The 16,625-nt window shown below is 47.5% G+C and carries 11 protein-coding genes and 1 tRNA gene; 4 read left to right on the top strand and 8 right to left on the bottom strand.

Going from position 1 to position 16,625, the window contains the following annotated elements; all coding sequences use genetic code 11:
* Nucleotides 1-24: 24 nt before the first annotated feature.
* From BM082_RS19885 to sppA, 3 genes are all read right to left on the bottom strand, one after another.
* On the bottom strand, nt 25-1,599 hold the full coding sequence (locus BM082_RS19885; RefSeq protein ID WP_017012776.1) for a calcium-binding protein: 1,575 nt from the start codon (nt 1,597-1,599) through the stop codon (nt 25-27).
* A 697-nt stretch (nt 1,600-2,296) separates the two neighbouring features.
* On the bottom strand, nt 2,297-3,307 hold the full coding sequence (gene ansA, locus BM082_RS19880; protein ID WP_017012086.1) for an asparaginase: 1,011 nt from the start codon (nt 3,305-3,307) through the stop codon (nt 2,297-2,299).
* Nucleotides 3,308-3,393: 86 nt separating this feature from the next.
* On the bottom strand, nt 3,394-5,250 hold the full coding sequence (sppA, locus tag BM082_RS19875; protein ID WP_017012777.1) for a signal peptide peptidase SppA: 1,857 nt from the start codon (nt 5,248-5,250) through the stop codon (nt 3,394-3,396).
* A 268-nt stretch (nt 5,251-5,518) separates the two neighbouring features.
* Here sppA and BM082_RS19870 point away from each other — a divergent pair, with 268 nt between their 5' ends.
* The 3 genes from BM082_RS19870 to BM082_RS19860 all read left to right on the top strand — a co-directional run bounded on the left by BM082_RS19870 (nt 5,519) and on the right by BM082_RS19860 (nt 10,226).
* Nucleotides 5,519-7,528, top strand: a complete 2,010-nt coding sequence (locus BM082_RS19870; protein ID WP_017012088.1) for an NADPH-dependent 2,4-dienoyl-CoA reductase — start codon at nt 5,519-5,521, stop codon at nt 7,526-7,528.
* 92 nt (nt 7,529-7,620) lie between these two features.
* Nucleotides 7,621-8,169: an NAD(P)H nitroreductase gene (locus BM082_RS19865; RefSeq protein WP_017012089.1), complete on the top strand. Its 549-nt coding sequence runs from the start codon at nt 7,621-7,623 to the stop codon at nt 8,167-8,169.
* A 110-nt stretch (nt 8,170-8,279) separates the two neighbouring features.
* Nucleotides 8,280-10,226, top strand: a complete 1,947-nt coding sequence (locus BM082_RS19860) for a DNA topoisomerase III (RefSeq protein ID WP_017012778.1) — start codon at nt 8,280-8,282, stop codon at nt 10,224-10,226.
* 107 nt (nt 10,227-10,333) lie between these two features.
* On the opposite strand, the gene BM082_RS19855 is transcribed toward BM082_RS19860, so the two are convergent.
* The 5 genes from BM082_RS19855 to BM082_RS19835 form a co-directional block, all read right to left on the bottom strand.
* Nucleotides 10,334-11,941, bottom strand: coding sequence for a GGDEF domain-containing protein (locus BM082_RS19855; RefSeq protein ID WP_017018059.1), 1,608 nt, complete (start codon nt 11,939-11,941; stop codon nt 10,334-10,336).
* A gap of 240 nt (nt 11,942-12,181) precedes the next feature.
* A complete protein-coding gene (locus BM082_RS19850; protein WP_017012780.1) occupies nt 12,182-12,940 on the bottom strand; it encodes a sulfite exporter TauE/SafE family protein in 759 nt (252 codons plus the stop codon).
* Between the two features lie 128 nt (nt 12,941-13,068).
* Nucleotides 13,069-13,145: transfer RNA gene (locus BM082_RS19845), tRNA-Pro, on the bottom strand.
* A gap of 122 nt (nt 13,146-13,267) precedes the next feature.
* Nucleotides 13,268-15,142 (bottom strand): DUF3413 domain-containing protein, encoded by a 1,875-nt coding sequence (locus BM082_RS19840; RefSeq protein WP_017007689.1) that lies wholly within the window; start codon nt 15,140-15,142, stop codon nt 13,268-13,270.
* A gap of 54 nt (nt 15,143-15,196) precedes the next feature.
* Nucleotides 15,197-15,415, bottom strand: coding sequence for a YejL family protein (locus BM082_RS19835; protein ID WP_017007688.1), 219 nt, complete (start codon nt 15,413-15,415; stop codon nt 15,197-15,199).
* Nucleotides 15,416-15,491: 76 nt separating this feature from the next.
* Here BM082_RS19835 and yejK point away from each other — a divergent pair, with 76 nt between their 5' ends.
* Nucleotides 15,492-16,505 carry a nucleoid-associated protein YejK gene (gene yejK, locus BM082_RS19830; protein WP_074928341.1) on the top strand — a complete coding sequence of 338 codons (1,014 nt, stop codon included), beginning with the start codon at nt 15,492-15,494 and terminating at the stop codon, nt 16,503-16,505.
* The last annotated feature ends 120 nt before the right edge of the window (nt 16,506-16,625 follow it).

The following is a 16,625-nucleotide window of genomic DNA, read 5'->3' as shown; positions in this document are numbered from 1 at the left end:
TTATCACAATAAGATCGTCGTCAATTAAACGATATCAATACCGGATTGCGTAACATGTTCAGCGTCCGTCCAAACAGTAATCTGTGAATTGCTGTTGAAGTCGAAAGTGAAAACGTATGCTTGAAGGTCGGCAACTTCGCCTGCAGTCAGGCCCATTTGCTGAATCATCTCTGGCGAGATATCGGCGTTAGAAACACCTGCTGCATCGTAGCTCCAATCCGCACCAACCAGGTTTAAGGTGTCATCACCCTCACCAAGGTATGCGACGAAACCATCCCAGTTGCTTAGGTCGATATCATCCGATTGTGCAAAGATGGCGAACTCGTTCAACGTGATAGTCTGGTCACCTGCATCGCCGATAACCGCTTCTACACCTGAAATGACGTTACCTGTGATGCTTGCATCAGATTGATACTCTGCACCCGTAAAGTCAGCATGCACATCTCCATCTACTTTGAGTGTATCGAAGCTGCTAGAGGCGTCGTAAAGCTTAACGTTAACCTCACGGCCGGCATTGTTCACGAAGGTGCTGCCGTCAAAGTCATTCACATCAAAGATCAGCGTATCGGTTCCAATACCACCGACATATTGGTCAACGCCAACGCCGCCATCAAGCGTGTTGTTATGGCCATTCCCCGCAAAGAGAAAGTCATCACCTTCGCCACCGAGTAATACGTTGCTGCCGTCACTACCGAACAAGCGGTCGTTACCCGCGCCACCTTCAATGGTGTCGTTACCCTCTTTGCCATGCAGTACGTCATCGCCGTCACCACCATAAATGGTGTCGTCGCCTAGGCCGCCACGAATGTCATCTTGACCTTCGTCACCATACAGTTCGTCATCACCCTGGCCACCGAAAATCAGGTCATTACCTTCTCCGCCAGAGATAGTATCTTCACCAAGACCACCGTAAACCGTATCATCACCGCCTTCCGCTGAGATCACATCATCATCAGGTTGGTTTGGTAGGAATTGATTTACATAAACATCAAAGGTGGTATCAACGAAATCACCACTGCCTAAGTTCCAACGGTCATCCCAGATGCTCGTATCACCGCAAATCCGTTCATGATCTTGACCATCACCGTTTTCGTTTTCCTGAGAAACATAAACGATAGATTCAATCGTACCTTGGGCAACAATTGGGACTTGGCCTGAGAGATCAAGATCAACCTCACCTTCAACATAGCCTTGAGAAGCGCCGTCAGGAATAAGGAAAAGACTGAGTGATGTTGCACCTTCTGTGTCAATGCTGAAGACAGTGGCGGTGGTTGCAGTTTTTGCATTGGCTGCAAGTATTTCAGCGCTCAACACATTGCCATTACTATCGAGGAGAAAATAACCGACAGAATTGTTGAATTCAGTGTCGTTGGTGAAATTCGATAGGCTGATATTAAATGTATCACCCTCACTGACATCGTAAGTTCCGTCAGCGTTTCGTGCGCTTGGAGATGCGCCATTGGCTAACTCGCCGCCGATAATGAGATCATTCCCATCACCACCGTTGAGAATATCATCCCCCTCCAACCCATAGATGGTGTCGTCGGTAGAAGTGCCGTTTAACGTATCGTTTTGGTTAGTACCAATAATAGAAGCCATTTTTCATTGCCCTGTGTATAGATAGAGCCGAAGCTCTGCAACTGACATTCATCGAAAATCCCAACATCGTTTATGTCCGTCATCGCGATGAGATCGCGATGCGATTATTCGCCTTGCAGTCGACGCTTTATGTTGTGTTGGGTGAGAAGGGTACTGAGAAGACCGACGACTATCTGGCCCTGTACCTAGGGAGAATGTAAATGTACGAATTTCTATGACAAGCGATGAGCTGTGAATTAAGTGGAATATGGAAGATAGTCTGATGTAAGTGTGACCAGATATTTTCTTAAAGTATGTAATACTGTATATAGAAAGTGCTAATAAAGAGGGGGTAGGGCAATATGGTAATGGGTCTCACTTCCGCGATTTTTGGCGGTTTTTTACTGGAAACCGCATTTACTTCGTCGTAAAACGACCATCTATGAAATTTGTTTTATTCTTTTCTCCATCGTCCGTTTTGTACAATAATCTGAGTTTCTAATGTGTGCTTATTTATACATTCAAACAGTGTGACATGGGGAAGTAATTCGATTGAATTTGGCACATTTATTCATACACCCATGCTCAGTGTAGGGGCAATGTTAGACATCGGAATGATGTAAGAAATAGCGGCAATGCTCGGAAAGTGAAGAACGAGTGTGCAAAGCAAAAAGCCAGCAGAATACTGCTGGCTTTGGGTGTGCGTTAACGAGGTTGCTTAGTGTGTTAATTCGCCACGAAGGTCTTGTTGCAGCATGGTACGAGTGATATCCATTGGCAGATTCTGGCTTAACAAATAATGCAGTTTTGCCAATGCAGCTTCTGGGGTCATGTCATAACCGCTTAGCACGCCAGCTTCTGCAAGCGCACAGCCTGTGGCATAGCCACCCATGTTTACTTTACCCGCAAGACATTGTGTAAGGTTTAGAACAATGACGCCGCGTTGAGTAGCTTCTTTCAGTAAACCCAACAGTTCCGCGTTTTGTGGGGCGTTACCAACACCAAACGTTAGCAATATCATGGCATTCACTGGTTGCTTGAGCGCATTGCTGATGACATCCGGTGAGATACCTGGGTACATCATGATGATGGCGACAGGTTGCTCTGTGATGGTGTGAACCTTAAACGCACCTTCTGGCTTTTTATCAATCTCCGCACCGTGAAGTTGAATATTGATACCAGCTTCAAGCAGGGAAGGCAGGTTTGGCGACGTGAAAGCGTTAAAACCATCAGCATGCGATTTGGTGCTGCGGTTGCCACGAAGTAATTGGTTGTTGAAGAACAATGTGACTTCGTTAATCGGATAGTTTGCCGCGATATGCAGAGAATTTAGCAAGTTGGCCTGGCCATCAGAACGAAGTTCAGCCAAAGGGATCTGTGACCCTGTTACGATAACGGGTTTATCCAAATTCTCCAGCATGAAAGAAAGCGCAGACGCCGTGTATGCCATGGTGTCAGTACCATGCAAGATCACAAAGCCATCATACTTGTCGTAGTTGTCGCGGATATCGTCAGCAATGCGTTGCCAATCCGCTGGCGTCATATCAGCAGAATCGATGAGTGGGCTGTACTCATGGATCGTGAATTCAGGCATTTCTGGGCGATGGAATTCAGGCATTTGCTTAAGTTGTTCTTGCATAAAGCCAGACACAGGAATGTAACCCTGTTCAGATTTAAGCATGCCGATCGTGCCGCCTGTATAGGCGATGTAAATATGTTTTCTTTCCATCTTCACAAATTCAATGTTGCCGAGGTAGTGGCGGCATTATACGTACCAGTGGCGTGAAAAAAACCCCGGCACTTGCCGGGGAGTTCTCAGTTTTCGAAATAGCGGCAACTTGGACACAGGGCATAGCGTCCATTTGGATCGTTGAAGTTAGTTAAATTGTTGATTTCTGATGCCGCAGCGTTAGCAAACTGTTCAAATGCCGGTGGCAATACCGACGCAGTATCAAGACCGACAAACACCATGGTTTGATTGATCATGTCATAAATAAATTGCTGCGCAGGGGTCAGAGGCTCTTCCATCCAATCTAACGAGTAATCGGTAATGCCTGCTAATTCTGCTGCAACAGAAATGGCATCGTCAAAATCGCCCATTTGATCGACCAGCCCGCGCTTCATCGCGTCATAACCGGTCCAAACTCGACCTTGAGCCACCTGATCGACATCTTCAATGGATAGGTTTCGCTGGCTTGCTACGAGCTGAATAAAACGTTGGTAACCATTTTCGATACCAAGCTGCATGATTTCACTGACTTCTTCAGGCAAGGCGCGTGTAACGCCAACGCCCGCAAGTGGCGTTGTACCAATACCGTCGTTGTATACACCATATTTTGCTAGCGCATCTTCAAAGGTAGTCAAAATGCCAAAAATACCAATAGAGCCAGTAATGGTGGTTGGCTGTGCCAAAATGCGGTTGGCGCTGGTGGATATCCAATAACCGCCAGATGCCGCAACACTTGACATAGAAACCACAACAGGCTTATCCGCCTCTTTTAGTGCTTCTACTTCATTGCGGATCACTTCAGAGGCAAACGCACTGCCGCCTGGGCTATCGACACGAAGCACGACGGCTTTCACTGCATCGTCCAAACGTGCTTCACGGAGCAGCGCGGCGGTGGTGTCGCCACCCACTGTACCTTCTCGCTCATAGCCATCAATGATGGCACCGCTAGCAACAACCACGGCAATTTGGTCTGCCTTCGGTAACATGAAATCGTTGGCGTTGTAATCGTAAATGCTGACGTAGTTAAAACTGTCATCCCCGTCGCTACCAAATGTCTCGGCCAGCTTGGTTCGGATTTGTTGGCGTGTCATCAACACATCAACCAAGCCTAGGTTTTGAGAAAGCTTAGCGAAATCGCCATTTGCTGCCTTGATGGCGCTGAGCAAGGTTGCAGAATCCGGCGATATGGATTCGACCGTCACACCACGGTTCATGGCGATATCGTCAACGAATGCCCCCCAAAGCTGATTAAGCCAAACCGCGTTGGCTTCGCGTGCTTGTTCCGACATGTCGGTACGGGTGTAAGGCTCTACAAACGATTTATAAGTACCAACGCGGAACACATGGGTGGTGATATCAAGATTCTTCAACAGATCTTTGAAGTAAAGGTTGTACGTGCCATATCCACGCAGCAGCACCGCACCGTCTGGCGACATCATGATCTCGTCAGCATAGCTGGCAAGGTAATATTGGCTTTGGTTGTAGTGCCCGCCAATCGCCACCACGGATTTCCCGGCAGCTTTAAACTCGTTAATCGCTTTCGCAATGTATCGCAGTTTAGTGAGGCTAGTTTCTGACATGTCGGACAAACTCAGTACCATGCCGTTGATCTTGTCATCTTTGGCGGCGGCACGAATTTGATCGACAACATCAAACAGCACGGTTTCAACTTCTACCGAGCGGCCAATGAGGTTTTGGGTGGCAATGTCATAGGGGTCTAGGCGACGCTGTTTTTCAACAATCGGGCCTGAAATATCAACGAGCAGAGCGCGAGCAGGTTGATCGGTTGGTGTTGGTAACTCTGCATCTTCAATCGTAAAGGCAAAGTAAATAGCAACGAGTAGACCAATAAAAAGCACGTTGAGTATTAACTGACGTGCAAACCCCAATATCTTCCAACACCACTTCAAGATGGTGCCTAGAAACTTAAAAAGCATTTTCATGAATGATTCCAGCGACTTTCCCTAGACATAATCGTAACGAATCCTATTTGGATTGCTAGGGTCTGAGGGTTTTTGATAGCACTATTCTACATAAACCGTCGGAAAGACCTCATAAAAGTCTATGTAATTAGATAAAAAATCCTCTACCCCGAGCCTTCGATGCTGGTATTTGATCGGTGTTGTAAAAATGTAAACAAACGTTTGAATTTTTGGTTTTGCAGGCTTATCTTGGTCAGACCAGAACTCATAATAAGAATGGAAGCGCCTAATGAATTCGCCTTACCCTCACTTGCTCGCTCCACTGGATCTTGGTTTTACCCAGTTGAAAAACCGTGTGTTGATGGGTTCCATGCACACAGGGCTGGAAGAATCTAACGATGGGTTTAGAAAGCTCTCTGCCTTTTATGCTGAGCGTGCCAAAGGAGGCGTCGGGCTCATTGTTACAGGGGGCTTTTCGCCAAATTTCCGGGGTCGATTGCACCCACTCAGTGCGCAGTTCAGCAGCGGCAGAGCGGCGAGGGCACACCGAAACATTACGGATGCTGTTCATGAAAATGGCGGGAAGATAGCCCTTCAACTCCTTCATGCTGGGCGTTATGCCATGCATCCTTTTGCGTTAAGTGCTTCCGAGGTGCGTTCACCGATTTCTAAATTTGCACCTTCTGAAATGAGCGAACGCCAAATCAGAAACACGATCAGTGATTTCGCGAAGAGTTCAGAACTTGCGCGTGAAGCGGGCTATGACGGTGTTGAAATCATGGGCTCTGAGGGCTATTTGATTAACCAATTCATCTGTAAGCGCTCAAACAACCGTTACGACGCATGGGGTGGTAGCTATCAAAATCGCTCGCGTTTTCCTATCGAAATCGTGAAAGCAGTGCGTGAGCGAGTGGGGAAAGATTTCATCATTATTTTCCGACTTTCCATGTTGGATTTGGTGGAACAGGGCAGCACGCATGATGAAGTGGTTGAGCTGGCCAAAGCCCTCGAAGCGGCAGGTGTTACCATTCTAAATACCGGCATTGGTTGGCACGAAGCCCGTGTCCCAACGATTGCGACCCAAGTGCCGCGCGCGGCGTTCAGTTGGGTAACGGAAAGATTGAAGGGGGAAGTCAACATTCCTCTTGTCACTTGTAACCGCATTAACACGCCAGAAGTGGGGGAATCCATTCTCTCGAGTGGGCAGGCAGACATGGTATCAATGGCGCGTCCTTTCCTCGCTGATGCAAATTTTGTGGTGAAAGCGGAAGAAGATCGTTCGGACGACATCAATACCTGTATTGCCTGTAATCAGGCGTGTCTTGACCATGTATTTAAAGGCAAGCGCGCAAGCTGCTTGGTTAATCCACAAGCCTGTTATGAAACAGAGCTGGTGGTTGCACCTGCTACCGCAAAACGAAAAGTTGCTGTGGTCGGTGGCGGCATGGCCGGTATGTCTTGCGCCGTGACGGCAGCCGAGCGTGGTTTTGATGTCGTGCTGTTTGAAAAAGCCCCTCAGCTAGGTGGCCAGTTCAACCTTGCGATGCAAATCCCCGGTAAAGAAGAATTCAAAGAATCGATCCGATATTTCACACGTCGTGTTGAGCAGTGTGGCATTGAGGTGCGTTTGAATACCGAAGTGAATGCGGAATCACTCGATGGGTTTGATGAGGTGGTGATTGCTACGGGTGTGAAACCGAGAATGCCAAACATTCAAGGAATCGATCACGAAAAAGCCATCGATTACCAAACCTTTATTCGAGAGCAACCTGCGTTGGGTGGACGTATCGCTATTGTCGGTGCGGGTGGCATCGGTATTGATGTCGCGACCATGATCACTGAGCCCGAAAATCAAACCTTGGATGAGTGGCTGCAAGATTGGGGTATTGACAAGTCTTTGTCTCATGAAGGGGGATTACTTCCTGCACCACACTATGTAGCACAACGCCAAGTTTGGTTGCTGCAACGTCGTCAAGGGCGTGTTGGTAAAGGCCCTGGTAAAACGACGGGCTGGATCCACCGTAAAACATTGGAAAAACGTGGCGTGGAACTGCTCGGCGGTGTGAGCTACGAAAAGATTGATGATGCAGGTTTGCACATTACCTTGGAAGGGCAAGAGCATATTCTGCCTGCGGATCATGTCATCATTTGTGCCGGTCAAGAATCAGTGAATGGGTTGGTGGCTGAGCTCGAAAGCAAGGGCATCAACGCACACATTATCGGCGGCGCTGAAAAGGCGGGAGAGCTTGATGCAAAACGTGCGATTCGACAAGGTGTTGAGCTCGCCATCGCGCTTTAAACGTTTGGTATAAATCCGTAAAAGCCAGAGGGAAATATCCTTCTGGCTTTGTGGTATCTTGAGGGTAATTGTTTTCTTGAATGGGACCTTTCATGGACGCTTTAAGCCTACTGACGCAACGTCGCTCTATCCCTCGCCTTGCTGAACCCGCGCCATCCGGCGATGCCCTAAACAACATGATTGCAGCGGGGCTTCGTGCACCCGATCATGGTGCATTAACGCCATGGCAATTTGTGGTGGCAACCGGCGAAGGGTTGGAAAAGCTTTCAGACATTTTGAAACGTGCTGCTGAATCTGACAATGCGGAAGACGCTGTTGTTGAGAAAGCACTGAAATCGCCGTTTCGTGCCCCTATGGTGATCACTGTTATCGCCCGTACAAAGCAACATGACAAAGTCCCTGTGATTGAACAGCACATTTCTGCTGGCTGTGCAGCCCAAGCAATGCAGATGGCTGCTGTGGCTCAGGGCTTTCAAGGCTTCTGGCGAACAGGGAAGTGGGCGTATCACCCTGTCGTGCGTGAAGCCTTCAATGTGTCAGGTGACGATGAAATCGTTGGCTTTTTGTATGTTGGGACGCCGGGATGTGAACCTGCAAACCCTCCCAAGCGTGATACGAGCAAGTTCGTCACTTTTCTTTGATCACCTGAATCCAATCTAGCGCAAATAACTGGATGAATATCCAGTTATTTGTTGTTAATAATACGCAATTTCGCTAAATTAACGTCAATATCCTCTGTTCAGATTTCCTCATGGCTCGACTCTTTATCGCAGAAAAACCCAGCCTTGGCCGTGCAATTGTTGCCGCTTTGCCTAAGCCTCATAAAAACAATGAAGGCTATATTCAAGCTGCAAATGGTGACACAGTCACGTGGTGTATTGGGCACTTACTCGAGCAAGCCGAACCCGATGCCTATGATGAAAAATACAAAACATGGCGTCTTGATGATCTGCCTATTATCCCTTCTGAATGGCAATTAAAGCCGCGAAAATCTGCGGCGAAACAACTTTCTGTCGTCAAGAAACTGCTGCGTCAGTTCGATGACATCATCCATGCCGGTGACCCTGATAGAGAAGGGCAATTGCTGGTGGATGAGGTGTTTAGTCATGCCAAGTTGCCCGCCACAAAGAAGCAAAAAATCCAACGCTTATTGATTAACGACCTAAACGTGTCCGCGGTAAAAAAAGCGTTATCAGCGCTGCGAAGTAACCTCGATTTTGTGCCTTTGTCTGTTTCTGCATTAGCGCGTTCTCGTGCTGATTGGCTTTATGGCATGAACATGTCCCGTGCTTACACCCTGTTAGGCAAGCAGGCGGGGTATCAAGGTGTGTTATCCGTAGGGCGCGTTCAAACGCCAGTATTGGGTTTGGTGGTGAGGCGCGATCGAGAGATAGAGGCGTTTATCCCTAACCCCTTTTACCAATTGGATGCTGTTATTCCTTATCAAGGTAATGACATTTTGGCGCGTTGGCAGCCAAGTGAATCCTGTGAGCCCTGGCAAGATGAAGAAGGGCGTGTGCTGTCACGCAAGTTGGTAGAGAACGTTGCTAAACGCATTGAAGGTCAACCCGCGACAGTGGCGGAATCAGAGCGAAAGAACAGCAAGCAAGCGCCGCCCTTGCCTTACAGTTTATCGACACTGCAAATTGATGCGGCAAAGCGGTTCAATATGAGCGCAGCGGATGTGTTGTCTTGCTGTCAATCGCTGTACGAAAAACACAAAGTCATTACCTATCCGCGATCGGATAGCCGCTACTTGCCGAACGGTCATTTTAAAGAAGCGGGGAGCGTGACTGCAGCCATCAGTAAAACCGCGTCATCACTTGGTGAGGCGGTTAAACATGCCAACTTATCGCTACGTTCTAAGGCGTGGAACGATGCCAAAGTTGAAGCGCACCATGCGATCATTCCTACGGGAAAGAGCAGCAGTGCGTTAAGCAGCTACGAACAGAATGTCTACGAGCTGATTGCTCGCCAGTATCTGATGCAGTTTTACTCTGCCGCAGAGTATGCCGAAGCCAAACTACGCTTTGATATTGCGGGTGGACAGTTCATTGCGAAAGGTAAACAGCTTATTGTTCACGGTTGGCGCGCGCTGTTATCCCGAGATAAAGCTGCACAAAAAGACGACATTGAAAGCCAAGTTCCACCGCTGGAAAAAGGCACCGTACTGACGTGTCTGCGTGGGGACATTAAAGATTGCATGACAGAGCCGCCAAGGCATTTCACGGAAGCCACCTTACTTCAAGCCATGACTGGTATTGGTCGATTTGTACAAGATGCCTCGTTGAAGAAAATTCTACGAGAAACGGATGGTCTTGGCACGGAGGCTACCCGTGCGGGTATTTTGGATTTGCTCTTTAAACGCAGTTTGCTTTCACGAGAAGGCAAACAGATTCGGGCGACAGCGTCTGGATGTGGCTTGATTGATGCCTTACCTGAAAAAGCGGCATACCCAGACATGACAGCGCAATGGGAGCGTCAACTGCATGACATGGCAGAAAAGAAGGGTTCGTATCAGCCCTTTATGACGGCGTTGGAATCCGAACTGTTAGCGCTAATGGGCTCCGTTCGACAAGGGCCAGTGCCTGAGAGCTTGCGCTCATTGCCACAAAGTCCTTCGCCGTTTAGGAAGAAAAAAGGCCGATCATTTTCAAGCAAGAAAAAGGGCTACCAGAAGAAATCGGCTAGCAAATAGCGGCTGACATTTACGACCAATATGAACGAAAAATAGCGAGGTTCGTCTCGCTATTTTTTATCAATGACACCTAGAGACTAGAGACTAGAGACTAGAGACACATGCCGCTACAAGACAAACGCACAATCTTTGCCGCTGCTTTTGGCTTCATATAAAGCAACATCGGCATCAATGAATAGCTGTTGTTGGTTGCTTGCTCTATCAGGTATCGTGGTTTTACCGCCAATACTGATGGTAACACATGGCGAAACCGGCGACGTTTCATGCATGATTTGAAGCTTGCGAACGGCATTCAACGCGCGCTGAGCAATGGCTGAAGCACTTTCTGAATCACAGCCAGGAAGCAGATAAACAAACTCTTCACCACCAAATCGTGCAAACAACGCGCCTGCGCGTCTCTCTACTTTGCTTAAAGCGCTCGCCACTTTCATCAAACATAAATCGCCCAACGCATGTCCGTATTTATCGTTGTATTGCTTAAAGTGGTCGATATCGATAATCAGCATAGACAGCGGCATGTGATAGCGTCTTGCACGTCGCCATTCCTCTTCGAGCTTCTCGTCGAGCATGCGTCGGTTAGGGACTTGTGTCAGGCTGTCTTCGCGTGAAATTTGATTGAGGCGTTTGTTCGCATTCTCCAACTGCGTAGTGCGTTCTGCAACACGATGCTCCAAGGATTGGTTGAGCGCTTTGAGGTCGTCTTGCGCATGTCGTTGTATGAGGTGTTGAGACATGGTCACGCCAAGAAGTTTTAACAACTCGCTGTGGTAACTTTTCAACGGTGTCCCCGTCAACAAGTTGTCGCACGCAATCCAACCAATCGCTTCATCACTGTCCCACAATGAAATTGTGGCATTCCAGCCAACGCCCACTTCTTTGCTCGCGTGATAGAGCGGTGTCCCTTCATTGATGGTGATATGTTGGCGACGATCGAGTGTCTGTTTCGCGTGATAATGTTCATCAATGGCAGCGGAATACCACTGTTCATTGGTAACAACACCGTGAACGTCTGTGCCATACGTTCCGCGCAAAATACCCGTGCGATTGTTCACCAAGAAAATTGCCATACGGTCGAAATCTAATGCGTGGATGCATTCATAAACAGCGGTATGGAGCATGTTATCAAGGGAGTGAGCATGCCATAAACGCATCGATATTTTATGCAAGATATGCAGCTGTTCGAGCAAGCCTTTTTGTGAACAGACCTCTAAGTGCCACTTTTTGAGTGTGAGGTCATGGTGGCTTTTCTCGCACTCTAACGCGTCATGTTGCAAATGACCATCAAGTGCACCTGCTATGGAAGTCGCTAGCATCGTAAGCGTCGAATACACATTGGCGTCTAATGGCTGAGAGAAACGGATGGCAAGGCAGCCAAACGTGTCTCCTCGCACTGATAAGTCGATCAGTAGATGGTTTGAACCCAGAACATCGATACGTTTATCGGCAGCAAGCCACGTGTTGATCTGTGCCACGGATGTGGACGTCTCTTTACTAAACACAATAGCAGGCACGTGAACATGAATATCTTGGTTTTCCATGGCCGTGAGTAAGTGCCAGCTATTCTCAGAACCAGAGACCACAAACAATTCGAGGTGGGAAATATCAGCATGGCTAGAGAGTGTTTGAGCGAGCGACAAACAAAAAGAATGCGTGTCTTTTTGCTGACAAACGATTTCACTCACGCGGAGGCAGAACACAGAATCCAAAGCTTGCATGCCCGCCAACTCCCTTTTCACGATCAAATTCAAAATGTGATCTTGCTTCTAAAATAGACAAGGGTTGAGTATGACACCTATTGGTATTGGAAATGCCTGAATATTTATCGTATACGACTTATGTCACAGGTAAAATAGTCGACATGTGATCATGGTAAACTCTTTGATAATAAAGAGATGTGAGGTTGTTCTAGGGTTCAATATTACAGGACATATAAAGTCGATTTATTGTCATTAATTCTATGCACTGTAAGCAAACACACACCCGACTAACGTCATGATGAACAAGAACCATTTCAAGGTGTTGGGGTTAGCTTTGACGGCAAACTTCACCGCAATCCATGCACCAAACATAGAGCCGATGGCGAGTAGCAAACCTGGCAACCAAAGAATCAAATCTTGCCAAACAAATATCGCAAGAGACACACCCGTGAATGCAAGGGTGCAGACTAGTTTAAGGGCATTACCTCGAACCAAATCGTACTTTAACGTTCCACACAGTGCGGCTAACAGAACGAAACCTACCCCCGCTTGAACGAATCCCCCATAAAACCCAGCAATGCCTAAACTCAGCCATGATGCAGGCGTGTCAGCCACCTTTTTTATGTCTGCTGCTTCTTCTGGCGCAACCAACGAAGGCTTCACGAGCATAATAAAAGCCATGAGCAACATAGTGCCTAAAAGCAAAGGTTTGATGATAGATGATGGTAGCCATGCCGCCGCAGAAGCACCGATAGTGCCACCTAGCAAGGTTGGGATAAGAATAGGGATCAGATCGGAGGTATCCAGTCGCTTATGATGACGGAAGCCTGCAACACCAGACACGCTTTGCATCATCACGCCCACACGGTTGGTTGCGTTTGCGACTTCGGCTGGCATACCGAGCACGATCAACGCGGGAATGGTGAGGTTTGAGCCGCCGCCAGCAAGCGTGTTGATGATACCAGCAACAAAACCCAGCACGATGAGTAGAACACCAAATGCTATCGAGATATCCATATCATCAACCTTTGTGTTATGTAGCGAAAACCAGCGCGTCATTCTATGCGGTAACGTGCTGTAAAAACGGGGCATGCGGCGTTTAAACGAAAAAAGCCCGCAGCGATTGTGCTGCGGGCTTTCGAAAATGGTCGGTCTGAGAGGATTTGAACCTCCGACCCCTGACACCCCATGACAGTGCGCTACCAAGCTGCGCTACAGACCGACTAACTGAAATTCATGTTACGAACTGAGTGTTAATGTGTCAATTGTCTTTATTCATTTTCTCTGTGTGATTCAACCAGTTGGATAAGGAAGAAAAAAAGCAGCCGTTGGGCTGCCTCCTTTTTATTGTTCTTCTGGGTGGTAGAACCGTTTTAGTTCGTGCATGACTTGCATTAACACAGACAGCTGCGGTTTCCCTTCTGGCTGCTGTTTATAGTTGCTGTCGTAAACACGGTAATTACCAAACTTGTCCACCACAGTGGTTTTGTCTGGTTGCACCACAACGATATCTCGGCTGTCTCCTGCCAGTACCCATTTGCGTGGCTTGTCAGCAAGCTCAAAAATATTGCGGCCACTGGTGTAAAGCTCCGCAGGGCTATCAACTGCTAACATCGATTCCATCAAGGTTGGTACGATATCGAGGTGTGAACTGTATGCTTCGATCACTTGTGGGGCTTTGTTTGGCCAATGCACAACCAATGGCACTTGTAACTGATAATTGCTGTAGTTGGTGTTGGCACCCCAACTGTTCGATCCTGTCTCGTTAAATTCAGTCCCGTGATTGGAGGTCACAATGACGATGGTGTTATCGAGTTGTCCGTTGGCTTCAAGAGAATCAAACAGGTCGCCTAGCAATTCGTCGACATAGTACGCCGCGTTGTTGTAGCTGTTTTTCAGCACCAAGGCAGTATGGTCGCCAACGCTCGCCAATTCATTGTCGAGAGAGGGCTGGAACGGGCGTGTATAGTCCCCGCCTTGTTCATAATTGGTGACGCTTTTAAGCTCTAAATAGGCGAACCAAGGGGCTTTCGTGTCAGAGGCATTGACCCACGTGTTGAGGGCATCCGTTGCTTGATCGTCAGCAAGCCACGACGCTTTTTCTTCAAAACGCTGTGCGGTGTCTAAATGCTTGCCAAACACGCTTTGGTAATAAATCGGATTGCTAAAGTTGTCTGCGCTGAAAAGCCCAAACGCATATTTCTTATTGTCGAGTGTATCGATAAGCAAAGGGCTTAGTCCCTCTGTTCTCGCGCTTTGAGCGTAGCTACCTGGTAGACCATAAAACAAACCAAAGATGCCAGCCATTGCATCATTGCTGGTGCTGAAGTGGTGCTCGAATTTGGCGTTATTATTGGCAAATTCATTGAGGCGAGGCATCACAACAGGATCAAGCATGTCGGCGCGAAGGCTTTCTACCATCACGACCAACAGGTTCTGGTTGTAGCTGTTCGCATTGGAGGCGAAAGAGACACTGTCCAGTGGATAACGGATCACTTCGCTATCTTGCTGACCGAGTTCATCTCGGCGTGCTTGGTACTCTTGACGGTCAAGCAGACCGTATTTCTCCATGAAGGTTTTTGCCGTCATAGGATAAGAAATTGGGAAATTAGAACGCTGCGCCGTCACAGGGCTATATAAGAAAGCATCCGCCCATATGTGGATCAGATGACTGCCAATGAAGCAAAGCGAGAACACGGTGGCGATAGGCACACCAACACGCTTACGCGACAGCTTACGCAGTTTGCGCCATACCCATTCAGACATGGCAATTTCGAGCAAGAAAATCGCGGGCACGACGACAAACAAGTATTGCCAGTGCGCGTTCATGTCCGTTTTTTCACCGCTCAACAACAGCTCCCACACCAAGGGATTCAGGTGCAGGTGCAGTGTTTGATACGCGTAGATGTCCAGCAATAACGCGGTCAGTCCGGCAGTGGCGACGAGCACTGCAAACAGACGCATTAAGCGCTGCGACGGAATGATAAAGCTGGCAGGGAAGATAATCAGAATATAGACAGCGAAAACCAGAAAGCCGAAATGACCTATCCACGTAAAAAGTTGATAAGTTTGTCCAAGCAGGGTTTCTGGCCAACCCGACTGAGCGATATAACGTGTGCCCAGCAACATGGCTGCAATGATGTTAAAAAAACTAAACCAGTGTCCCCAGCTGATAAGCTGTGACACTTTATCCCTGTAGGTATTTCCGCTGTCTACCATAAAGGTCAATTCTTCTCTTTATTCTTACTGCGCGATATCCGAATTAACGGCTTATTACTCTGTATCGATTGAAGACACGAGAGCTTGAGCAAATTTTTCCGCGATAATTTTACGTTGCGCGGCTGGCAGGTTGTTATTGATCAAATTTGTCGCGATATTACCAACAACCATCAGCGATAAGTCAGTTGATGCTTTGTGCTTTTCAAGAACATTGACCACATCGCTCAGGATCTGTTCAACGTTTTTATCTTGATATTTAGAAGTAACAGGCATAGAAACTCTTGTCTTGTGTCATCAGAAGCCGCGTATAATACCCCACACTCTAGTCTGACTTAAAATGTTTTCAATTATGAGCCTCACGCTTTCAAACGTAATTCTTCATCAACTGAAAAAAGACGGTGAAGACACGCTGGTCGTTCAGCTACGCGATCAACTGCTAACCCATTCTCCTTCAACGGAAAATTTAATCAGTGAAATCCACCGCATTTATAACGCAAAAGCCGGAAAAGGTTTTGGTCAATTTGCGCAGGAGAGTGACGTATCTGCGTGGCTGAAGGCCTGTCGCAATCAAGAAATGGATTTTTTGACCTTTTCTTCTCAAGCAGCAGAGCGTTTAAAGACGGAACTTTCAAAGTATCCTTTTGCTGATGAAGGGGTTTTGGTATTGGCAGAATACCGTTCACTGGCGACGGAATATTTGTTCATTGGCCTTTTAGAATCGAAAGCCAGCATGAAAGTGACCGATGATCTGGAAATCAGCTCAACGGATTACCTTGATGTGGCAAAAATGGACATCGCTGCGCGTATCGATTTGTCGACGTGGGAAAGCGATGCGGATTCAAACCGCTACCTCACTTACATTAAAGGCCGTGTTGGCCGTAAAGTGGCGGATTTCTTCCTCGACTTCATGCAAGCCGAAGTGGGCATGGACACCAAACAGCAAAACTTGGTGCTGATGCAAGCTGTCGAAGATTACTGCGCAGATTCGCGTCTTGAAAAAGATGAAAAGCAGCAATACCGTAAGCAAGTTTACGATTACTGCAAGGGCCAATTGCAATCTGGCGATGAAGTCATCGTAAAAGAATTGGCGGGTGAACTGCCTAAAAATGACCAAGGCGTGGATTTTTACCAGTTTGCGTCAGAGCAAGGTTATGAGCTTGAAGAAAGCTTCCCGGCGGACAAAACCTCAATGCGTAAGCTCACGAAATTCGTGGGTGGCGGTGGTGGCCTTTCGATTAACTTCGACAGCATGCTGCTAGGCGAACGCATTTTCTACGATCAAGACACAGATACACTCACCATCAAAGGCATTCCACCTAACCTCCGTGATCAACTTACGCGCCGCCTAAACGTTGAAGAGTAAATCTTGCTGATTTATCAATAAAAATGAAGTCGCTTATTGCGGCTTTATTTTTATATACTGCTATGCAAAAACACGCACAACATTTGCAAAATTGGGCAAAGTTTCTAACTTAAAGAAAGC

It is taken from the genome of Enterovibrio norvegicus DSM 15893 (genome assembly GCF_900115495.1).
GTDB lineage: Bacteria > Pseudomonadota > Gammaproteobacteria > Enterobacterales > Vibrionaceae > Enterovibrio > Enterovibrio norvegicus.
Note: the sequence above shows the minus strand (reverse complement) of the source record. Positions and strands in the feature narration are given on the sequence as shown.